20 protein-coding genes are annotated in these 17,455 nt (G+C 59.0%); 19 read left to right on the plus strand and 1 reads right to left on the minus strand.

Features of this window, described 5'->3' with window-relative positions; all coding sequences use genetic code 11:
• Window positions 1–618 precede the first annotated feature (618 nt).
• The 5 genes from LXE91_RS41510 (at window position 619) to LXE91_RS41530 (ending at window position 7,899) form a co-directional block, all read left to right on the plus strand.
• Complete coding sequence (locus LXE91_RS41510) at window positions 619–1,020, plus strand: hypothetical protein (protein ID WP_027811058.1); 402 nt, start codon at window positions 619–621, stop codon at window positions 1,018–1,020.
• Complete coding sequence (locus LXE91_RS41515; protein WP_027811059.1) at window positions 1,013–3,079, plus strand: type IV secretion system DNA-binding domain-containing protein; 2,067 nt, start codon at window positions 1,013–1,015, stop codon at window positions 3,077–3,079. Before LXE91_RS41510 ends, LXE91_RS41515 begins: the two co-directional genes overlap by 8 nt.
• 6 nt (window positions 3,080–3,085) lie before the next feature.
• Complete coding sequence (mobF, locus tag LXE91_RS41520) at window positions 3,086–5,980, plus strand: MobF family relaxase (RefSeq protein WP_027811060.1); 2,895 nt, start codon at window positions 3,086–3,088, stop codon at window positions 5,978–5,980.
• 462 nt (window positions 5,981–6,442) lie between these two features.
• Complete coding sequence (locus LXE91_RS41525; RefSeq protein WP_034192242.1) at window positions 6,443–6,919, plus strand: cupin domain-containing protein; 477 nt, start codon at window positions 6,443–6,445, stop codon at window positions 6,917–6,919.
• Between the two features lie 167 nt (window positions 6,920–7,086).
• On the plus strand, window positions 7,087–7,899 hold the full coding sequence (locus LXE91_RS41530) for a VUT family protein (protein ID WP_027811061.1): 813 nt from the start codon (window positions 7,087–7,089) through the stop codon (window positions 7,897–7,899).
• On the opposite strand, the gene LXE91_RS41535 is transcribed toward LXE91_RS41530, so the two are convergent.
• Complete coding sequence (locus tag LXE91_RS41535; protein WP_049120948.1) at window positions 7,886–8,503, minus strand: helix-turn-helix domain-containing protein; 618 nt, start codon at window positions 8,501–8,503, stop codon at window positions 7,886–7,888. The genes LXE91_RS41530 and LXE91_RS41535 overlap by 14 nt on opposite strands.
• A gap of 282 nt (window positions 8,504–8,785) precedes the next feature.
• Between LXE91_RS41535 and LXE91_RS41540 the strand changes: the two genes are divergently transcribed.
• The 14 genes from LXE91_RS41540 to LXE91_RS41605 all read left to right on the plus strand — a co-directional run bounded on the left by LXE91_RS41540 (window position 8,786) and on the right by LXE91_RS41605 (window position 17,453).
• Entirely contained in the window at window positions 8,786–9,037 is a 252-nt protein-coding gene (locus LXE91_RS41540) for a hypothetical protein (RefSeq protein WP_034192245.1), read from the plus strand.
• 567 nt (window positions 9,038–9,604) lie between these two features.
• Window positions 9,605–10,252 carry a lytic transglycosylase domain-containing protein gene (locus tag LXE91_RS41545; protein ID WP_223274478.1) on the plus strand — a complete coding sequence of 216 codons (648 nt, stop codon included), beginning with the start codon at window positions 9,605–9,607 and terminating at the stop codon, window positions 10,250–10,252.
• Window positions 10,249–10,638: a hypothetical protein gene (locus tag LXE91_RS41550; RefSeq protein ID WP_034192246.1), complete on the plus strand. Its 390-nt coding sequence runs from the start codon at window positions 10,249–10,251 to the stop codon at window positions 10,636–10,638. Before LXE91_RS41545 ends, LXE91_RS41550 begins: the two co-directional genes overlap by 4 nt.
• 179 nt (window positions 10,639–10,817) lie before the next feature.
• Entirely contained in the window at window positions 10,818–11,216 is a 399-nt protein-coding gene (locus tag LXE91_RS41555; RefSeq protein WP_027811065.1) for a hypothetical protein, read from the plus strand.
• 12 nt (window positions 11,217–11,228) lie between these two features.
• Window positions 11,229–11,516 (plus strand): type IV conjugative transfer system protein TraL, encoded by a 288-nt coding sequence (gene traL, locus LXE91_RS41560; protein ID WP_027811066.1) that lies wholly within the window; start codon window positions 11,229–11,231, stop codon window positions 11,514–11,516.
• 4 nt (window positions 11,517–11,520) lie between these two features.
• Window positions 11,521–12,132, plus strand: coding sequence for a type IV conjugative transfer system protein TraE (locus LXE91_RS41565; RefSeq protein WP_027811067.1), 612 nt, complete (start codon window positions 11,521–11,523; stop codon window positions 12,130–12,132).
• The gene (locus LXE91_RS41570) at window positions 12,129–12,875 is read left to right on the plus strand and encodes a type-F conjugative transfer system secretin TraK (protein ID WP_027811068.1); all 747 of its coding nucleotides are present in this window, start codon (window positions 12,129–12,131) and stop codon (window positions 12,873–12,875) included. Before LXE91_RS41565 ends, LXE91_RS41570 begins: the two co-directional genes overlap by 4 nt.
• Window positions 12,844–14,190, plus strand: a complete 1,347-nt coding sequence (locus LXE91_RS41575; protein WP_224755994.1) for a TraB/TrbI/VirB10 family type IV secretion system protein — start codon at window positions 12,844–12,846, stop codon at window positions 14,188–14,190. The genes LXE91_RS41570 and LXE91_RS41575 overlap by 32 nt, the downstream gene beginning before the upstream one ends.
• A complete protein-coding gene (locus LXE91_RS41580; protein WP_175048440.1) occupies window positions 14,183–15,037 on the plus strand; it encodes a hypothetical protein in 855 nt (284 codons plus the stop codon). The genes LXE91_RS41575 and LXE91_RS41580 overlap by 8 nt, the downstream gene beginning before the upstream one ends.
• Entirely contained in the window at window positions 15,034–15,462 is a 429-nt protein-coding gene (locus LXE91_RS41585; protein WP_027811070.1) for an HNH endonuclease, read from the plus strand. The genes LXE91_RS41580 and LXE91_RS41585 overlap by 4 nt, the downstream gene beginning before the upstream one ends.
• Window positions 15,459–15,917, plus strand: coding sequence for a hypothetical protein (locus LXE91_RS41590; protein WP_027811071.1), 459 nt, complete (start codon window positions 15,459–15,461; stop codon window positions 15,915–15,917). Before LXE91_RS41585 ends, LXE91_RS41590 begins: the two co-directional genes overlap by 4 nt.
• Before the next feature lie 2 nt (window positions 15,918–15,919).
• On the plus strand, window positions 15,920–16,273 hold the full coding sequence (locus tag LXE91_RS41595; RefSeq protein ID WP_027811072.1) for a hypothetical protein: 354 nt from the start codon (window positions 15,920–15,922) through the stop codon (window positions 16,271–16,273).
• Window positions 16,270–16,545 carry a hypothetical protein gene (locus LXE91_RS41600; RefSeq protein ID WP_027811073.1) on the plus strand — a complete coding sequence of 92 codons (276 nt, stop codon included), beginning with the start codon at window positions 16,270–16,272 and terminating at the stop codon, window positions 16,543–16,545. Before LXE91_RS41595 ends, LXE91_RS41600 begins: the two co-directional genes overlap by 4 nt.
• Entirely contained in the window at window positions 16,542–17,453 is a 912-nt protein-coding gene (locus LXE91_RS41605) for a DsbC family protein (protein ID WP_223274479.1), read from the plus strand. The genes LXE91_RS41600 and LXE91_RS41605 overlap by 4 nt, the downstream gene beginning before the upstream one ends.
• Window positions 17,454–17,455 lie beyond the last annotated feature (2 nt).

Consider the following 17,455-nt stretch of genomic DNA (forward strand, 5'->3'; position numbering starts at 1 on the left):
GCTGCGATGCCGATCGCCACGCCTGCTGAAAAACCGGTGATACCCGGACCCGTCCGGGTATCACCATCCAGATACCGTCCGTCCGTCCGAGGGGCGACCCGTGGGGCAAGCCCCACCCCCCGACCGGACGGTCACACACCACGCAACTCCGTTGCGGGTGCTTAAAGCCTTGCTGCGCAAGCCTTTAAGCGGTACGACGCCTAAAATCGCGATATCGATAAGGTAGAGCCAAGACTCAAAGCTGGATATAGCGTATGCCGGTATGACGCCCGTAAAACCCTTTTAATACCGTTCGACCTAAGATCGAAAGCGCGCGTGACAACGGCTATATGCGTATTACACCATTGGCGTCACGGTAGTACACCTAAATTCGATGAAGATCCAGATATACAGCAAACGATAATTAAATCAGTGCTTTAAAGACGCGAGGGGGATGTTGATGGAGAAAACAATGCGAAACGACAAGATTGTCGCCCTTCCCAGAAAAACACATAGCCGTATGACGAAACAGCGTGACCATGTGCTAACATCTTCACACGACAGAAGCGCGTATCGGCAGCGCAATCCGCACATAACCACGGCCACAAAAAGGTAAGGATCTCTCGCTACGAGGTCTTCATGCCGCGTCTCAAAACGCCGGGGAAAGGTGCGTCCAAACCCATCTCCTTCAAACTCGATCCCGAGTCGGAACGCTTCTATCGGCGCAAGGCCCAGGAGAACGGTGTGTCGCTGTCCGACTACATTCGCAAGCAGCTTGCGCTCGGCGTCGTCACCGAAAATGTCTCGCTCATCGACCAGCGTCTCAAGGCCCTCATTCAGCAACTGAGTGGGCACACGCCGTCCGATGGCAGCCCCGGCAAATCCGTCCAGACGCTACCGTCCGAACTGGTTCAAGCCGTGTTCTTCAGCCGCGAAGTCCTGACCAGCATCATCAGCGACAGAAACATCCAGTTCTTCCACCAGGCACAGGATCGCGCCGAAGCCGCTACCAAGAAACTGCTGGGAGAGAGCAATGGCTGATCAACGCTCACCCAGCGGACTCGCCACCTTTTCACGAGGAACTGCCCTCTGGTGGCAACAGGCAAAGCTTCTCACCAGTGCGATCGTGGCGGTTGTCGTCGCGGCAATTCTCGTCGGTGCGCTGGCCGGCGGTGCATACGTGTACTTCGTCACGTCGGCCGAAACTCGCTATTTGACGATCAAGCACCTTGAGGCGGAAATCCTCACCGTCGTTCCGATGGCGAATCCGAACGTCTCGTTCCATCTCGGCAACGACGACACGGCACTGCCGCCCGCTGCGGCGCGGTCGTTTACCGAGGATGCGGCCGACGAGTTCTTCGTCTATGCGCGCAATGCTGCCGTGTACGCTGTTCTAACGGCGATTGCCGTCACGTTCCTTTCCGTCCTGTTTTGGATGGAGTACGGCCGCGGAAAACTTACCGACAAGCAGGTGCGCGGTGCCAAGCTCGTCAAAGCAAAGGAGCTCATCAAGGAACTGGAGGCTCGAGACGACGCGAGCCCCTATCGCATCGCCGGCGTGCCGATGCGGAAGAAGGCCGAAGTGCTCGGCACACTCTTTTCTGGTGCCCAAGGCAGTGGCAAGTCCCAGCAGTTTTTTGCGCTGATGGATCAGGTGCGCGCCCGCAAAAAACGGGCGATCGTCTATGACCCATCAGGTGAATTCACCGCTGCGTATTATCGCGAAGGGAAGGACGTCATCCTGAATCCCCTCGACGCGCGTAGCCCGAACTGGAATGCCTGGCGCGAAATCCAAAGCGAGATCCATTACGACGGGCTGGCTGAGGGGCTCATTCCGATTCCGCCGAATGTCGCCGACCCATTCTTCGCGATTGCGGGGCGCATGGTTTTCAAGGGAGCGATTCGTGCGCTTGGCGGCGACAACAAACGAACCAACGCAGCGCTGTACAAGGCCATCGCCCATAGCAATCTCGAGGAATTGCACGCGATCCTAGCGAACGAGTCCGCGGCGACCTACGTCGATCCAGTCACTGAGCGTACGGGCATGAGCCTTAAGATGACCGTGCAGAACCAGCTCGATTGCTTTCGTTACCTGCACGACGAAGGCGAGCCATTTTCGATCCGAGAATGGATCCAGAATGAGGATGAAGACGACGATTCCTGGCTGTTCATTTCCGTCAACGAGGAGCAGAAAACCGCCCTGCTTCCGCTGATCAGCCTCTGGTGTGATATCGCCATCCGCTCGCTGCTGACACTCAAGCCGATTCATCGCGAACGTCTCTGGTACTTCTATGACGAGCTCCCCACTCTGCAAAAGCTCGAGATCATGAAGCTCGCCGTTACCAACATTCGGAAGTACGGCGGTTGCTTCGTGCTCGGCATCCAGGACTTTTCCCAACTCTTCCAGATCTACGGCGAGCACTTGGCGCGCACGATCATCTCCGGATGCCAGACCAAGCTCCTGTTGCGCGTGACCGATGGTGACGCGGCCAAGGCATTGGCCAACGCGATCGGTCAGGCCGACCTCGACGAAAAGGAAGAAAGCCTGAATCTCGGCATCGACGAGCGGCGCGACGGCATGAGCGTTTTTGCGCGACGCAATCTCCGCGATCTCGTCCTCTCATCCGAAATCCTGCACCTGCCCGACATGCAGGGCTATCTGGTCACACCGAGCGACTATCCGGTTGCTCGGGTCAAGTACGAATACGTCCCCCATCCCCAAACGGTGACGCCCTTCATCCCGCGCCAAACGTACGATCTCTGGCTTCCGGCAGGCGCTGTAGCTGACCGTCCGGCTGCGCCGGAGAGATCCGGCAGCGACCCGTCCCTGTCCCACTCCCCGTCACCCAATCCTTCCGGCGCACCGACCACGGCCGCCGAGGATTCGGCGACCAACGCCGCTGCGGCCGGCCCGGCTGTCGGTGCCTCCGCGCCGAACACTCCTCGTTCCGTAGTACAGCCGTCCAACGTGATCTCGCTGTCGACCGGCGAAATCGTCGACGGTGACACCGGCGAGGTTCACGATACGTCGGCTTCCCGCGAGCCAGGCGCCGGCGAACGGCCCACCGGCCGCGCCGGCCTCGGTGACCTGTTGGGGTGACACGCCATGATGAGCATGCACAATGTCGGCAGCGCCAGCCAAGCGCTCCACTATTTTTCGAAAGACAACTACTACACCACCGATCAGGGACTCGAACATTCCGCCTGGTTCGGCAAGGGGGCGGCCACCCTCGGTCTGAACGGGCAAGTCGATCGGAACGTGTTTTTCAAACTGCTGTCTGGGCAGGTCGGCGATCAGCAACTCGGTCGCGTCGTCTTGGACGAGAATGGCGAGCCCGAGGTCGTGCATCGGCCCGGCATCGATTTGACGTTTTCGGCACCGAAAAGCGTCAGTATCGCTGCCGAAGTTTTCGAAGATCGCGAGGTCCGTCTCGCCCACGAGGAAGCCGTCAAGGAGGCGCTCGAGTACGTCGAGGCGTATGTGGCGCAGGCCCGCAAAACGGTCGATGGCGAGACGCTGGTCGAGCCGACCGGCAATGTAGTAGCCGCCCTCTTTCGACACAACACGAGCCGAGATCTCGACCCCGATACGCATACCCACGCCCTGGTCATGAACGCGACCCAACGCGCCGATGGCGAATGGCGATCGCTCACCAATGACGAGTTGTACGTGCAGCAGAAGGTGATCGGGGCAATCTACACGTCCTCGCTCGCGCGCGGGTTGCAGAAGCGCGGCTATGCCATCACGGCACCCGACGAGAACGGGAATTTCGAACTGGTCGGCGTCACGCGGGAGCAAATTGAACACTTCAGCCAGCGCTCGGCAGCGCGCGATCGATGGCTGCGGGCCAACGGAATCGATCCTGCAAACGCCACGGCCGCCGAGAAGGAGCGTGCCGTGCTCGCGACCCGCGAACGCAAGGTCGGCGTCGACCATGAGGCCTTGTCGGTTCAATGGCGTGAGCGCGCACAAGCAGTCGACCTCGACTACAGCGTCATCCAGCAGAAGGCACGGGAGGCGCGGGAAGCGGGAACGGATGCACGGGTCGTCAAGTTGTCCGGTATTGAAGCCCTACGGTTCGCTGCGTCTCACCTCGGTGAGCGCGAAATCGTGCTGAACCAATATGACCTCGTCCAGACCGCGCTCGAACATGCGGTCGGCCGAACGTCTCCGAATCAGATTCTCGATGCCTACAAAAAGCTGGTCCATCAAGGCAAGATCGTCGACCTTCCGGACGGCAACATTACCACCGAGAAGATGCTCAACACGGAGCGCTGGACGGTCGAGAACGCGCTCGCGCAGCGAGATGCGACGCCGGCGATCGCGCCTGCCGAATTAGTCCGGTCCAGAATCGAACAGGCCATCGCCACCGCGCGTGCGGAGCGGAACGATTCCACCTTCGACTACACCCCCGGCCAGCGAGGCGCGATCGAGCATGCGCTGACGAGCAGAGACCGGATCGTCGCGGTGCAGGGGCTCGCCGGCGTGGGCAAAACCACGATGGTCAAGGGAACAGTCCAGGTCGCGCACGAGCAGGGTTGGCTTGTACGAGGGATGGCCGCAACCGGGCAGGCTGCCAAGCAGCTCGAGAACGACTCCGGTATCCAGGCCGATACGGTTACGATGTTCGAGATTCATGAGCAGCGGCGCCAGGATGATTTGAAGGTCCTGCGCGAGTATGTGCCGGACCTATCACGAGAGCGCGAGCTCTGGCTCGTCGACGAGTCATCGTTCCTCGCCCAACGGCAAATGGCTCGCCTATTTAAGATGGCGGAACGAGCGGATGCGAAGGTCATCCTCCTTGGCGACCGCCTCCAGCTGCAGGCCATCGAGGCGGGCAAACCGTTTGAGATCCTGCAGGACGAGGGCGTGACCACCGCTCAGATGACCCAGATCCAGCGCCAGAAGAATCCCGAGTTGCAGCAGGCAGTCGCGATCACCGTGGGCACCGCCGACCTTGCACCGGATGAGCCCCTCACCGACCTGAACCTCGCACGTAACGCTCGCGCCTTCGACTTTCTCGAGCGAGCTGGGCGCGTGACGGAACACGAGGATCCGCGAGACCTGATCGACCTGTTGGCGCGCCAGTACGTCGACCGGGGACCACGAAGAAATCAGACGATCATCATCACCCCGTTTAACGAGGACCGCGTCGAAATCAACAATGCGGTTCGGGCGGAGCTGCAGGAGCGTGGCGATCTCGATGTCAACGACTCGGCACACACCATCTTCCGGTCCGACGGCGATTTGACCCGGGCCAAGCAGAAGGAGGCGCAGTACTACACCAAGGATATGACCGTCCGGTTTGGTCGTGACTATCAGAAAATACTCGCCTCCCGCGGCGAATACATGGGCGTTGTGGGCACTCGACCCGACGAGGGTATCGTCGTTCTGCGGAAGTCCGACGGGTCTCTAATGGAATGGGAACCGAAAAAGTACAACCGGGTGGAGGTGTATCTCTCGGAAACGAGGAATCTCGCCGCGCGTGACGTCATCCGCTTCACCCGCGGCGACGAGCTCGTCAAGAATGGCCACGAGGCGACCGTCGTTTCTGTCAACGAGAACCAGGCGGTCCTGCGGCTCGCGGATGGCAAGGAAATTCCTTGGGATCTCGACGCGCAGCGTCATTGGGATCACGCGTACGCGGTGACGGTTCACGCAGGCCAAGGCGCGACCCGCGAGCAAGCCATGCTGCATATCCCTTCACACAAAATGGAGCGTGATCCGGAAGATGCTCGGCGCCAGTCAGACGTCGCGATGACGGTGCGTAGGATCTTCGGCGACCGGAGCTTCTATGTCGGGCTCACCCGGGCGGTCGAGGATCTCCAGATTTTCACGACCGACGCAATTCTCGCTCGAGCGGCCGTCTCACGCCACCAGGACAAGTCAAGCGCCATCGAGACGCTGCGTGAACATGAGCTGGCCGAGCAGGCGAATACCCAGCCGCAGCGCCAGCGACGTCAACAAGCTGCGCAACAGATGCAGATCGAGCCGGACTGAGGTTGCGGCGCGCGCCCGCGACGGACGCTGTTCCATCGCCTCGCCGCTACGGTTATAGGGGCGATGCTCGGTCGCAGGCGCGCTGCGCGTTCAAATTAAATCAAATCGAAAGAATTGTGTTGGAGTCTCGAATATACCTTTCGATTTGTTGACATCTGTTCGGCGCGGGAACCTCCGTATTGCAAAGCGGTAAAGAATTCCAAATCGATGTCGATATCATCGTGTAGGATCAGCAGCGGTACTATTTCCCCGTGCACCTGCGGTCTCGCGATGTATTAGAAATTTCAACTAAAACCACATCGTATGTTTGCGAAAAACAATAAATTTATGTGTAGAGGGCCGAAGGCGGTGCTTCAACGAGTAACCTTCGTTTCGATTTTTGTAATAGTTTTCATGATATCTGCGGGAAACGTTATGCCAAATTCAAATAGCAGCAGACCTCGCGAATCCAGGGAATTCTGGATGGAGAAACTTGGTCTGGAGCCTCATCCGGAAGGAGGCTATTTTAGATACGCATTTGGTTCTGACATTTATCGAAAGACGGCGAGCGGCGCTGAAAGGAAAAATTATAGCGGAATCTATTTCATGGTGACCCATGATAGCCCGTCGCACTTCCATCAGATGATATCCGATGAAATATGGTACTACCACTCTGGCGACCCGCTCATGATGCACGTCATCGATGAAACGGGAGCATATCGGACGGTCCGTCTCGGCCCGAACGTGGAACATGGAGAGGTACTTTCTGTAGTTATGCGCGGAGGATGGATTTTCGGGGCGTCGGTCGATTCAGGTGATTACACGTTGGTCAGTTGCGCTGTTGTGCCGGGATTTGACGATGCTGATTATAGAATTCTTACTCAGTCCGAGTTGCTGGGAAAGTATCCGCAATATCGAGATATCATATTGAAGATGGCGTATCAGAATCTGCCCAAGTGACGTAAGTGTTCGGTTTTCCAAGGTAGGCCGGTGGTGCTTTTGGTTGTTTGGTGGATCGATTTTGAACAGGCGCAATTATGGTAACGGCAAATAGTATCCCGAGATGCCAGGTAGAGGCGATTCTTCCGAAGGATGGTGAAAAGCGATTTTCGGTCGCGAGAGTGCGCGTGAATGATACGGGTATTTCGATGAAGCTGCCCGTTGGTGAACTGTTAGAGGCGGATTGGATTGGCAAATTCTCTGCCAACGATGTCGCATTGCTCGCTACGGTAAATGCTAACGACGTCAATATCCAGAACATCACCGAGCGAGTGCCGCACTTCCCTTACGGGATTATTTATCTTACGGCACTTTTCAGCGTCATGTTGGTCACTACCAATTTAATTGGAGATAGTATCACCACCATCAACCTGCCGTTCCTGCATGGGTACAGCGTCCTCTTTCCGACCGCGCTAGTCGTTTTTCCGTTGACGTATTGCTTTGGGGCTTGCATAACGGAGACGTATGGATTTGTTGTAAGTCGCCATGTGATATGGGGTGCGTTTTTAGTGAACATCCCGGTTATTCTGATTATTCTGTCGCTCGAGAAGGCGGGATGGCTGGGCGGTAGCGTTCTCGGAGTGTCCCATCAAATGATGAGGGCGCTGGGCGCGTCGGCTGTCGGCTACTTCGCAGGCGAGTTATCTAATTCGCTGGTCGTATCTAGGCTGAAGATCGCACTAAGAGGCCGCGCCCTGATTCTTCGTTTTCTTGCGGCCAATGCAGTCGGAGCAGTCGTCGATAGCGTTCTATTTGGGACACTATTGTTTTACGGTGTTGTGCCGTTGACTGTGCTTCTCAAGATCGTGCTTGCACAAATCACGATAAAGATGTTGTACGAAATGGCGTTCTCTGTCTTGTTTTCCAGAATCGTTCTCTGGATAAAGTCGCGTGATGGTGTCGATCATTACGACTATAAGGTGAATTTCATTCGGAGCTAGTGCCCATTATAATTTCCACAACTTTTCCGATGATCGCTTGCTCATTTATCAATATGGGCCGGCGCTTTGAGGTTGATTCTATGTCGTAACCGATGAGTTTTTCGCCATCCGTCAACTTGACGAAGGTGTAAGTTTGTTCATCTACTTCGACAAATGCAAAATCGCCTGAATCAAGAGAAGCATAATCTCCTATGACAAGGATGGCATTGTGCGGAAGCGGTTCGGTGCGGCTCTTGGGGGCGAGTGCAATCGCAAATCGACTCGAATTTGCGTTCGATACCCTGATCCACAGCTGACCGTGGCGCGGCGCCGCGGATACTTTTCGCGCGTCGCGCAGACTCCGCTGCTCATAGACAGGCACGAACCCCCTGCTCTCTTCGCCGAAGAGGGACGACATCGGAACGGCGAAAAACCGGGCAATTGCTGAAATCGTGCTCAGTCTCGGATCGATAGTTTCACCCGATAACAGGCGGCTGAGCGTCCCCCGGTCAAGATCGATCGCGCGCGACAGTTCCGAGTCGTTAACCCCGGCCTCCTGCTGCAAGTGTTTGATTGTTGCCACAAACGTGGCCGCTAGACTTGCAAGTTCTTCCTTTTTCTTCACGCGCTTTGTCCGACCCTAATTTTTGTTCAACGAAGGAGTTGAAAATTTTCAACATCCTGTTACAGTTGGTAACGTCATTTGCTGGTCGACCGATCGGCGCTGGTCAGGGTGAGAGGACAAGATCGTCGTCTCCCGCTGCGCCCTGCAAAATATGTTGTTTTGCAATGCAAGTCATGTTCTAATGCAGTGCAATACAGGTAATGTTGGTAGAAATTGAATCGAACCATCCGAATCGGTAGCTATCGCTTTACTATCCTCCAGTTGAGCACATTGGAGGGTGGGTTGAGCAAGATTACTGAGGCGGAATTTCGGGATGCCGCGAAGAACAACGCTATCAAGCACGCATCGGTTTTGCGCACGGATAGGGGCTATCTCTTCGTCGTCGAACTGTCTTGGAAAGAGGGCTTGCACACGTTGTATACGTTCCGCAATGAACCGAGGACATGGGCAAGCCTGGATAGCATGATGAAGTACTTTGAGAAGCACGAGCTGAACGTTAACGTGATCACCCTGCAGTGGAATCCAAAGGGATGAGCGGTACGAACCTGGTAGCTCCAGGTAGCGGCAGTCGCCAGGTTTACCGATGCGAAGTCGGCCCGGCCTCTGAGCCGCTCGCGCGAAAGCGTAATGAGTTCTGAGCGCTGCCCACGTGTGACTAGCTGTTCTATACGCGATCTTGGTCAATTGACCGCCGTGGGTTTTGAAGTGGACAAAAAAACATGTGCGGCGCTTCGAATATCGTCACGCCGCAGATTCGGAAAGTCTCCGAACATTCATGTCTGTGTTGTGCAGTTGTAGTTAATTAAGACGGACATACAGGGTGCGCCAACACCCCATATGTCCTGACCACAAGCAAATAGCTGGGAAAGCTGAGAGAGACCACTCGTGGCTACAGATATTGTACGTCAATCCTTCGGGATTGACGCATTCGATGCGTCCCTTTTTAAGGCGACGGCGATACGCCTTGTCCACCGCACCGGAATATCACGCGCGAGCAAGACATTCGATCGCTGTTCCGCGTCAAACCTCCTCCGCAGCGGCATGTCTTGCCCTGCGGGTTCGGTGTCACGCATCTTTTCGGACGGACCCCCTTTTTGCTCCATGTTGCTCTTTTGGTACGAGCAGCTTTCGCTCGTATCCCGCCTGTCGCTTTCTTCTCTCAGTGCCTCGACTGCAGGCGGTCTCGTAGCGTTTCGGGGCAACCCGATACGCTACGTTTTTTATTCCGTGCGTCGCCACTCATCGTGTGCGATGCGCACCTTCTGCGTGGCAGTTGCTGCCACGATCGCCCTGCTCGCTTCTCCGCCAGCGACCGCGGACGTTTGCAAGGGCAATATCTTCAATGAGGCGGCAGCACTCTATCACCTCGATCCCGATCTCCTGCGGGCGATAACCTGGGTCGAATCCCGTGGCGTGCCCGGCGCCGTTGGGCCGCGCTTGCCGGACGGCCACAGGGCGTGGGGAGCCGCGCAAATCAACGATGTCCATCTTCCCGAACTCGTCAGCTACGGCGTCACCCAACGCGACCTCCTGAACCCGTGCGTGAACCTTAAGCTCAGCGCGTGGGTGCTCGCCAACTGCATCCAGGCCAAGGGCGCGACCTGGGCCGCCGTCGGTTGCTACAACACAGGGCCCGGTTCCACGAACATCGCCGCCCAGGCGCGCTATGTCCGGCTGGTGCAGCGCGCATATGCGGGCTATCGCGCCCAGTCGGCGCTCGGCAAGGTCGCCGAAGGAGGCGCGCGATGATGCGCCTCGTCCCTCTTCTTGGCCTGATTGTCGGGACCCTTACGCAAGCCTGCTTTGCGTCTTCCCGCCTTCCGGACTACGACGTCACGCAGATCGGCGAACCCGGCTCCGGCCGCTACGTGTTCTGTTCCGGCGACTCGTGCCCTGAACCGACGATCAAGCACCTCGCGGCGCCGGCGCCTGTCGTTCAAGAGAATCTATCGCTCCCTGTATCGGCCGCAGAAACCCGGCCCGTTCAAGCGCTTTCCACGCCGATCGCCAAGCGCCACCAATCCCTGCAAGCGCGAATCCGACATGTCCACCGAGTCGCGAAGGTGGCGAATCGAACGCTTTGCACCGCGGGCGCCGCGGTCGGGACGGCGTCGAAGCACCTGGCGGGCCGTTAGTCCGCGCAGCTCACCGATTCACCACTCGACCAAGGAGGAAACGCGACAGTAAGTAATCCGTAATGAAATTTCGATTGTTCGTTTAACTACTTTCCCCCTGAATCGTGCTCGCGCTGCATATAGCGGCGCGAGCACAACCCCCGGCCCGCGCTGCTGGCTAGCTACCACATGAGGACTAGATGAATACCGCTCAATTCAACCAGCTCGAGATGCTCGAATATCGAGCCGCGAGCGCCCTCGTTGCTTTCGAGGATCGCGCGAAGGCGCTTCTGGAGAAATCCGAAGTGCGTGAAACGCTGAACTTCGTCGTTGCCGTGATCCTCGCGGTCACGCTAATGATGGTCGCCCGTTACGCATTTGGAACGGACGGCGTGGAGTTCCAGCAAGGGTCGACCACCCTTGAGGGATGGGTCAAAGGCAATCCCGGAAAAAGCTGCGCACTCGCTGGTTTGATGTTCGGGAGTGTGCGCGCGATGTTCGTGAAGGACTACGGTGCTTTCGTTGTCCCGTCGGGAATCGGCATCCTGACCGGGATAATCGTCGGCATCATCGACGCCAGCTATACCGCGACGATCTGACCGGGAGCGGCGATGTCGGATGATCTCAGTCACTACGTACCCAGTCGCCTTGACGACCCGGAGAAGTTTCTGTTCTTTCGCAAGGATGTAGCAGCGATCGGGCTCACTGGCACGATCGGCGGTGTGTTGCTTAACCACACCCTGCTTGGTCTAGTCGCGGGCGTTGCGATCGCGGCGCTTTGGCAGAAGTTCAGCTCGGGCCAGCATCCCGGTATGTCGGCTCACGTCATGTACTGGGTATTGGGTCAGCCAGCGCCGAAGAAGTTTCCGCCGTCCGATCTTCGCGAACTGAACGGGTGATTCGATGACACCCGGTAAAGCCGCCCAATCACGCGAACAGCTGCAGGCCGAGAACCGCTTTCTGAAGAAAGTGCTGCTCGGAAACGGCACCACCAGTGTGGTCATCGCGCTCACCTGTGCATGGCTGGTCGTCACGCAGCGCGTCATCATCATGCCGCCAGCCGTTCGCGGCACCTACGTCGTCGGGGCTCGGTATGCAAACGACCAGTACCTCGCCGATCAGGCCGCGTACGTGCTCTCCCTTTCCAAAAGTGTCACGCCGACCACCGTCGACAACAACGTACGGATTCTCCTGTCCATGGTCGACGACGATCGACGCGCCGCGCTCAAGACGGCATGGGAGGCCGACGCACTCCAGATCAAGCACGACGGCGTGACGGACGTCTTCGAGCCGATGGGGGTAGGCGAGGTGGATTTCCGCAACAAAGCTGTGAAGGTCACCGGCACCTTGACCACCTACATCTCCGGCAAGCGCACGAGCTCGGAACAAAAGACCTACGAGGTCTATTTCGGAATCACCGTCTTCGGCCGCTTAGTCCTCCTCGACATCCGAGAAGCCGCGCGCGGCAAACAAGGCGTCGAGCCGCTGGTCACAACGGAGACTCCCGCATCATGAAATTTGCCTTCAATCGACAGTCGCCGAAATTGTGCACGGCATTCAGGCCGCGTCTCGTGTTTGCCGCCATGATGTTCCTGACTACCACTAGTGCGCATGCGATCCAGGTCGTCAAGGGAGCGGATCGGCAAACGCAGCAGGTCTCGATCTCCGCGGCGGAATACAACGTTCTGTCAATGTCCGGGGGGCGCAGCTTTTCGAAGATCGTGCCAGCTCTACCAGGCTCGATCTCGTGGACGCAAGACGGCGGAAAGCTCTGGCTCATGCCCGCGAATCCGACCGCGCTGAATGAGTCGATCACGGTGTTCGTGATCGATGACGCCGGCACGACCTACCGATTATTGCTCGTTCCCGGTCCGCGACCGGCCGAAGATATCCGTATCGAACCGCCTGCAGCGCGCTCGACCCAAGCGCTCCACGCGTCGGCTTTTCAACGACGGGTGAAACTCATGATGCTGGCGATGGCCGGTGGTCGGGGGGCACCGCAGCTGTCGTACACGTCGCTCGACACTGTCGTGCCGCTCTGGAAGGAGGCTGTATTGACGCTGGTCCGTCAGTACAGCGACGGCGATTTCATTGGCGAGACCTACACGCTCTCGAATACCTCGCACACCGACATGGCCATCGACGAGCGCGAACTCTACGCGCCGGGCGTGCTCGCCATCGCGATCGAAAACGCAAACCTGCCGGCCGGCGCCAGCACGATTGTCTATGTCGTTCGTGAGCGGGGCGACCATGAGTGATGTCAATCAAGCAACCAAGCGCCGCCAGCGGATCCTGACCGTGGCCTGCTTCGCCGTCCTCGCTGGCCTCTTCACCGTTGGTATGTTCTTCACGCAGAGCGGGCCGGCCAATCGTCAGTTCACCACGAAGGTGCCGTTTACGAGCCTCGGCGACCAGAACGATCGCAATGCCTGGCGGGCTCACTCGGAGGCGCAACTCGCTGAGCTTACGCGCAGGATGTCGAGTATAGATTCGCGCGCCGACGATGCCGTGTCACAGATGAAAGCCTTGTCGAAAGCCCAGGACGAGCTCAGCAAGCGGATCGACGCGATGAAGAGCACGCCGGCAAGCGCCCCCGCGGCCGCGTCCGGAGCAACGGCAGACCGCGCGGCCCTGGACAAGCCAATTCCCCTCAACGGGGCCCCGGCCAAGACGGGCGCAATCCTGAATCCGCCATTCGGCAAATCCGGCAACCCCGGTGTCGATATGGCTGCCGCCCCTCCAAAGCTCGCCATCATTCAATTCAATGCGCCGACCGGCAACGGGGTCGACTGCGTCGACCCCCGCTACTCGTCGTTGCCGTTGGATCAGGCGACACGCGCACAGCAGGACTGCCTGAAGGCCAACGGCAAGAAGAAAGTCACTTTCATCCCTGCCACCTCCTTCGTGCGCGTATTCATGATGAACGGCGTCGACGCTCCGACGGGCGGCGAGGCCCAGCACGATCCGCTTCCGGTGTTCCTCCAGGTATTGGACGCAGCCAATCTACCGAACAGTCGCAAGCTCGACATCACGGAGTGCCGCATCCTGACGCAGGCGTATGGCGACGTTTCCAGCGAGCGCACTCACATGCGCGGTGAAACGCTCGACTGCATCCTGAAGAACGGCCGAACCGTGGAAATGCCGATTAAGGGCAACGTCATGGGCGAGGACGGCAAGGAAGGCGTGCGAGGTCGACTAGTCTCGAAGGCAGGATCGGCACTGGCCATGTCGGTGTTCGCCGGTATCTCCTCCGGGATTGGGCAAGCGTTCAACGAATCAGCCAACACCCTCAGCAATACCGCACTCGGGTCCACCTCCATTATCAACCCGAGCCAGGTCGGCCGTGCCGCCATCGGCAGCGGCGTATCTGGGGGTGCAGACACTCTTAAGCAGTACTACATCCGAGCGGCCGAAAAGCTTTTCCCTGTGATCGAGACGGACGGTGGTCGCATCGTCGAGTTCGCCGTGTCAAAGGGAGCCGAATACGACGGCGCCCTCTCCGATATCAGCAACATCAACGATGGCTTGGCCAACGATGGCCGTGCTAACGATGGGGGCTACACCGATGATTGATGAAACGAAGAGCGTGACCATCGCAGCGTTCGAGGCCGCGATGCTGCGGTGTGCGGACCAAGCGGTTCACGAAGCGTCGTTCACGAAGGATGGAGACGGCAACTACCACCAACCGGAAATGCGCCGGGCGCTTGCCGGTTGGTGCGGCGCTGCTTTGCTCATTGCCGAGCAGGTGCGGGGATTCGCGGATATCGGTGCCGATCGATTTCGCGGTGATCCCGCGTTTCAATCGGGCTTCCTTGAATTTCTTAAGCAAGCTGCGGATCTGCTCGACCTCTCCAGCAACGAGCTTGGTTCGTCAGCCGTTACCGACGTGACCGACGCGAATCCACTGACAAGTGCGGCAGCGTTCGACGATGCAGCACTCGACGGGTTCAACCGCGTGTTGAAGGCAAAGATGGCAGTGGGTAGAGCCCAGGGGCGTGCCGGGTGGTGGAGCGCACAACGGGGTGATCTGTCGACTATGTTGCGCTCGCACGTCGACAAGGGCGACCCCATCGATATCGGCCTGCTCGCCATGATGCACTGGTACATGGACGAGGCCGTCGCGTCTGCCCCCACGCAGCCTGACGCGATCGTTGCCGCTGGCGAGCTCACGAAGATTTCCAGCAGTCCGGTCATGGGCGGCCAACTCGACATCAGGACGCCGGCCGGTGCCATTGGCATTACCGGCTTTCCGAACGAACTTGCGCGCGACTGCAAGCCCTGGCTCTGGGAACAGGTGGAGATTGTGATCCGTTCCACGGCCGAAGCGCGCCGCGCCGGCGCCGTCAAGCTGGACGCAGGCGCGGATCGTGGAGTCGCCTGCCAGGATGCTGCCACACCTGCCGTGGAGCATAAAGCGTGAGCCGGCTGACGAAAGCACAGCGCGATCGGCTCCGGCGCAAATACGACGGCCGCTGCGCGTACTGTGGAATGCCATTGCCCGATCGGTGGCATGGCGACCATGTAGACCCGGTTGTACGCGCGGTCGAGACCAAGCGAACCGCGAATGGCCAATGGAAGCTTGTGAGCGTCCCGTCGAGGCATCCGGAGCGTGACGTCGAGTCGAATTACATGCCGTCCTGTCCGCCTTGCAACATCAGCAAGGGGCAGATGTCGCTTGAGCAGTGGCGCCAAGCGCTCATGAAGCATGTCGCCTCCCTCAACGCGTATCACCCGATCGATCGCCTGGCGAAGTGCTACGGGTTGATCGAGGAAACCGGGGCGCCTGTCGTCTTCTATTTCGAGCGGGTCGCTGCGCGCGCGGCCGTCTCTGGAGAACTTCAATGAACTCTCCCCGCGATTATCAACTTGTCCCGTGTCCGTACTGCGACCTTGACGCGGTCATGCGTGTTTCCGAAGCGATGTTCGGTGGGAGTTGCGTCGAACCCGCGTGCCCCGGTTATCAGATGGTGCTGCTCTTCAACGACGCCGCTGCCGCTGCAGCCGCCTGGAATCGACGCGCTGGCTCAGTACATCCGGACGATGTCGCCGTTGACCTCTTCGCTGCACGGATGAAACGCAAGCTCGCCAAGAAGCGTCAAGAAGGCCGTCGCGGACGGCGCGACCCCGCGACCGTCTCGGCGATGACGCTCGCGAGCGAGCTTATCGAGGTCGTCGCGATGGGCGATCCCGTGGATGTTGCCAACGTCGCGATGATGCTCGACCAGCGAGGTGCAGAGGCGCGGTTCTTGCCGGCCGCGCTGTGGGACTTCGTGCAACGCCGCAAGCCCCTGGAGGACTGACCATGCCTCGTGCCAAATATATGCCGACTGCCAACGATGTACTTGCTGCGATGCGCCCACGTGTCGCCTATGCAGCCTACGCGTTGGCAAGCGAGTTTCACCTGAGCGCGGCACGGATTCGCCCGCTGCTCGAAGCGATGGTCTCGCAGGGCACGCTCTCGATTGCGCATGTTCCGAATTCGCGGGGCTACAACGTCCGCATTGCCGGAGATAAGCAGACCGCGGATTCCCCTGTTGAAGAGTATGTCGGTGTGCCGGCCGCACCGCGCACGCATGTTGTGTTGACCGGCGACTTGACCGTATACGCGGCTGAGATCAAGCGCCGGGCGGACCTTTGCATGATGGTGCGGCGATGACCGAGATCAGCAAGATCGAGTGGTGCGACCGCACGTGGTTTGGAGCGTGGGCCAAACGGACTGGCCAGGTCTACGACGGCATCGATTCAGCAGCCTACGACGACGGCGACGCCCGCATGCTGCGCGTTGGTAAGAAGCTGGCTGGCCGCACGATCGATGGGGTCAAGCATCACGCTTTTTCGAAGCCATCTCGGCAAATGACCGTCCCTCCAGCGTCGGCGCCCACGTTCGCCGCCGGCACCTCGCCCTCAACATGCTCAATGATCCAATGAAACACGCCAAATTCACTTTCGCTCTTCTGATGACGACGTGCATCGCGTGGGGCTGCACCACCCAAGGTACATCCGCGGTGCCATCCACGGTTCCGGCGCGCGTCGCCGGGCCAAGCTCTGAAGTCGGTGTCACGGCGTCCGTCGCTCAGGCTGCGACGTCGCAGATAAACCCTGCCGACCCGAACCTTGATCCCGGCGTAGCTGCGCTCAAGGCGGCGCTCCATGCACGCTACCCGGCAACCAAGTTTCGCGAGGTCGCCGCCACGCCGTCGGTCGGCATCTATGAGGTCGTGATGGGTAACAAGGTTGCCTATACGGATGTCACCGGGCGGTACTTCCTGTTTGGCCATCTCTTCGACATGGTGACGCAGCAGGATCTGACCGTGCCGCTCGAGCAAGCGCTGCAGAAGGTGCGGTTCCCGGCGGATCGGCTTCAGGACGCGTTCGTCGAGGTTCACGGTACCGGCCGCCGCAAGCTCGCAATCTTCGACGATCCCGATTGTCCCTACTGCCTGGCCTTGGAGGACGACCTCTCCAAGCTCAAGGACGTCACGATCTACCGCTTCATGTACCCGCTCGAATCGATTCATCCGCGTGCCCGCGCCCATTCCATAGCGATCTGGTGCGCCGAGGACAGGCTTGCCACCTGGCACGCGTGGATGCCCCTCGCATTGTCGCGCTGGATGCGTGATCAGGGATCGACTCCGACTGGCGTCGCTGCCAAGACACCTGCCCCGCCACGCGTCGAGCCGAAGCTCGTGTCGTGCGCAAATCCCATCGACGCGAACGAAGCCCTGGCCGCAAGCATGGGAATTTCCGGCACGCCTGCGCTCGTGAGCGAGGACGGGCGGGTGCTGCCGGGCGCCGCCAGCGCCGAAGCAATCGATCAATGGCTTGGAGCGAAGTGACC

Origin of the sequence: Burkholderia contaminans (assembly GCF_029633825.1) — a bacterium.
GTDB lineage: Bacteria > Pseudomonadota > Gammaproteobacteria > Burkholderiales > Burkholderiaceae > Burkholderia > Burkholderia contaminans.

What these genes read in the sequence shown, in the direction of transcription:
- LXE91_RS41510 (WP_027811058.1), top strand. Translation starts at nt 619, where the DNA reads ATGCCGCGTCTCAAAACGCCGGGGAAAGGTGCGTCCAAACCCATCTCC.
- LXE91_RS41515 (WP_027811059.1), top strand. Translation starts at nt 1,013, where the DNA reads ATGGCTGATCAACGCTCACCCAGCGGACTCGCCACCTTTTCACGAGGA.
- mobF (WP_027811060.1), top strand. Translation starts at nt 3,086, where the DNA reads ATGATGAGCATGCACAATGTCGGCAGCGCCAGCCAAGCGCTCCACTAT.
- LXE91_RS41525 (WP_034192242.1), top strand. Translation starts at nt 6,443, where the DNA reads ATGGAGAAACTTGGTCTGGAGCCTCATCCGGAAGGAGGCTATTTTAGA.
- LXE91_RS41545 (WP_223274478.1), top strand. Translation starts at nt 9,605, where the DNA reads ATGTTGCTCTTTTGGTACGAGCAGCTTTCGCTCGTATCCCGCCTGTCG.
- LXE91_RS41550 (WP_034192246.1), top strand. Translation starts at nt 10,249, where the DNA reads ATGATGCGCCTCGTCCCTCTTCTTGGCCTGATTGTCGGGACCCTTACG.
- LXE91_RS41555 (WP_027811065.1), top strand. Translation starts at nt 10,818, where the DNA reads ATGAATACCGCTCAATTCAACCAGCTCGAGATGCTCGAATATCGAGCC.
- traL (WP_027811066.1), top strand. Translation starts at nt 11,229, where the DNA reads ATGTCGGATGATCTCAGTCACTACGTACCCAGTCGCCTTGACGACCCG.
- LXE91_RS41565 (WP_027811067.1), top strand. Translation starts at nt 11,521, where the DNA reads ATGACACCCGGTAAAGCCGCCCAATCACGCGAACAGCTGCAGGCCGAG.
- LXE91_RS41570 (WP_027811068.1), top strand. Translation starts at nt 12,129, where the DNA reads ATGAAATTTGCCTTCAATCGACAGTCGCCGAAATTGTGCACGGCATTC.
- LXE91_RS41575 (WP_224755994.1), top strand. Translation starts at nt 12,844, where the DNA reads ATGTCGTTCGTGAGCGGGGCGACCATGAGTGATGTCAATCAAGCAACC.
- LXE91_RS41580 (WP_175048440.1), top strand. Translation starts at nt 14,183, where the DNA reads ATGATTGATGAAACGAAGAGCGTGACCATCGCAGCGTTCGAGGCCGCG.
- LXE91_RS41590 (WP_027811071.1), top strand. Translation starts at nt 15,459, where the DNA reads ATGAACTCTCCCCGCGATTATCAACTTGTCCCGTGTCCGTACTGCGAC.
- LXE91_RS41595 (WP_027811072.1), top strand. Translation starts at nt 15,920, where the DNA reads ATGCCTCGTGCCAAATATATGCCGACTGCCAACGATGTACTTGCTGCG.
- LXE91_RS41600 (WP_027811073.1), top strand. Translation starts at nt 16,270, where the DNA reads ATGACCGAGATCAGCAAGATCGAGTGGTGCGACCGCACGTGGTTTGGA.
- LXE91_RS41605 (WP_223274479.1), top strand. Translation starts at nt 16,542, where the DNA reads ATGAAACACGCCAAATTCACTTTCGCTCTTCTGATGACGACGTGCATC.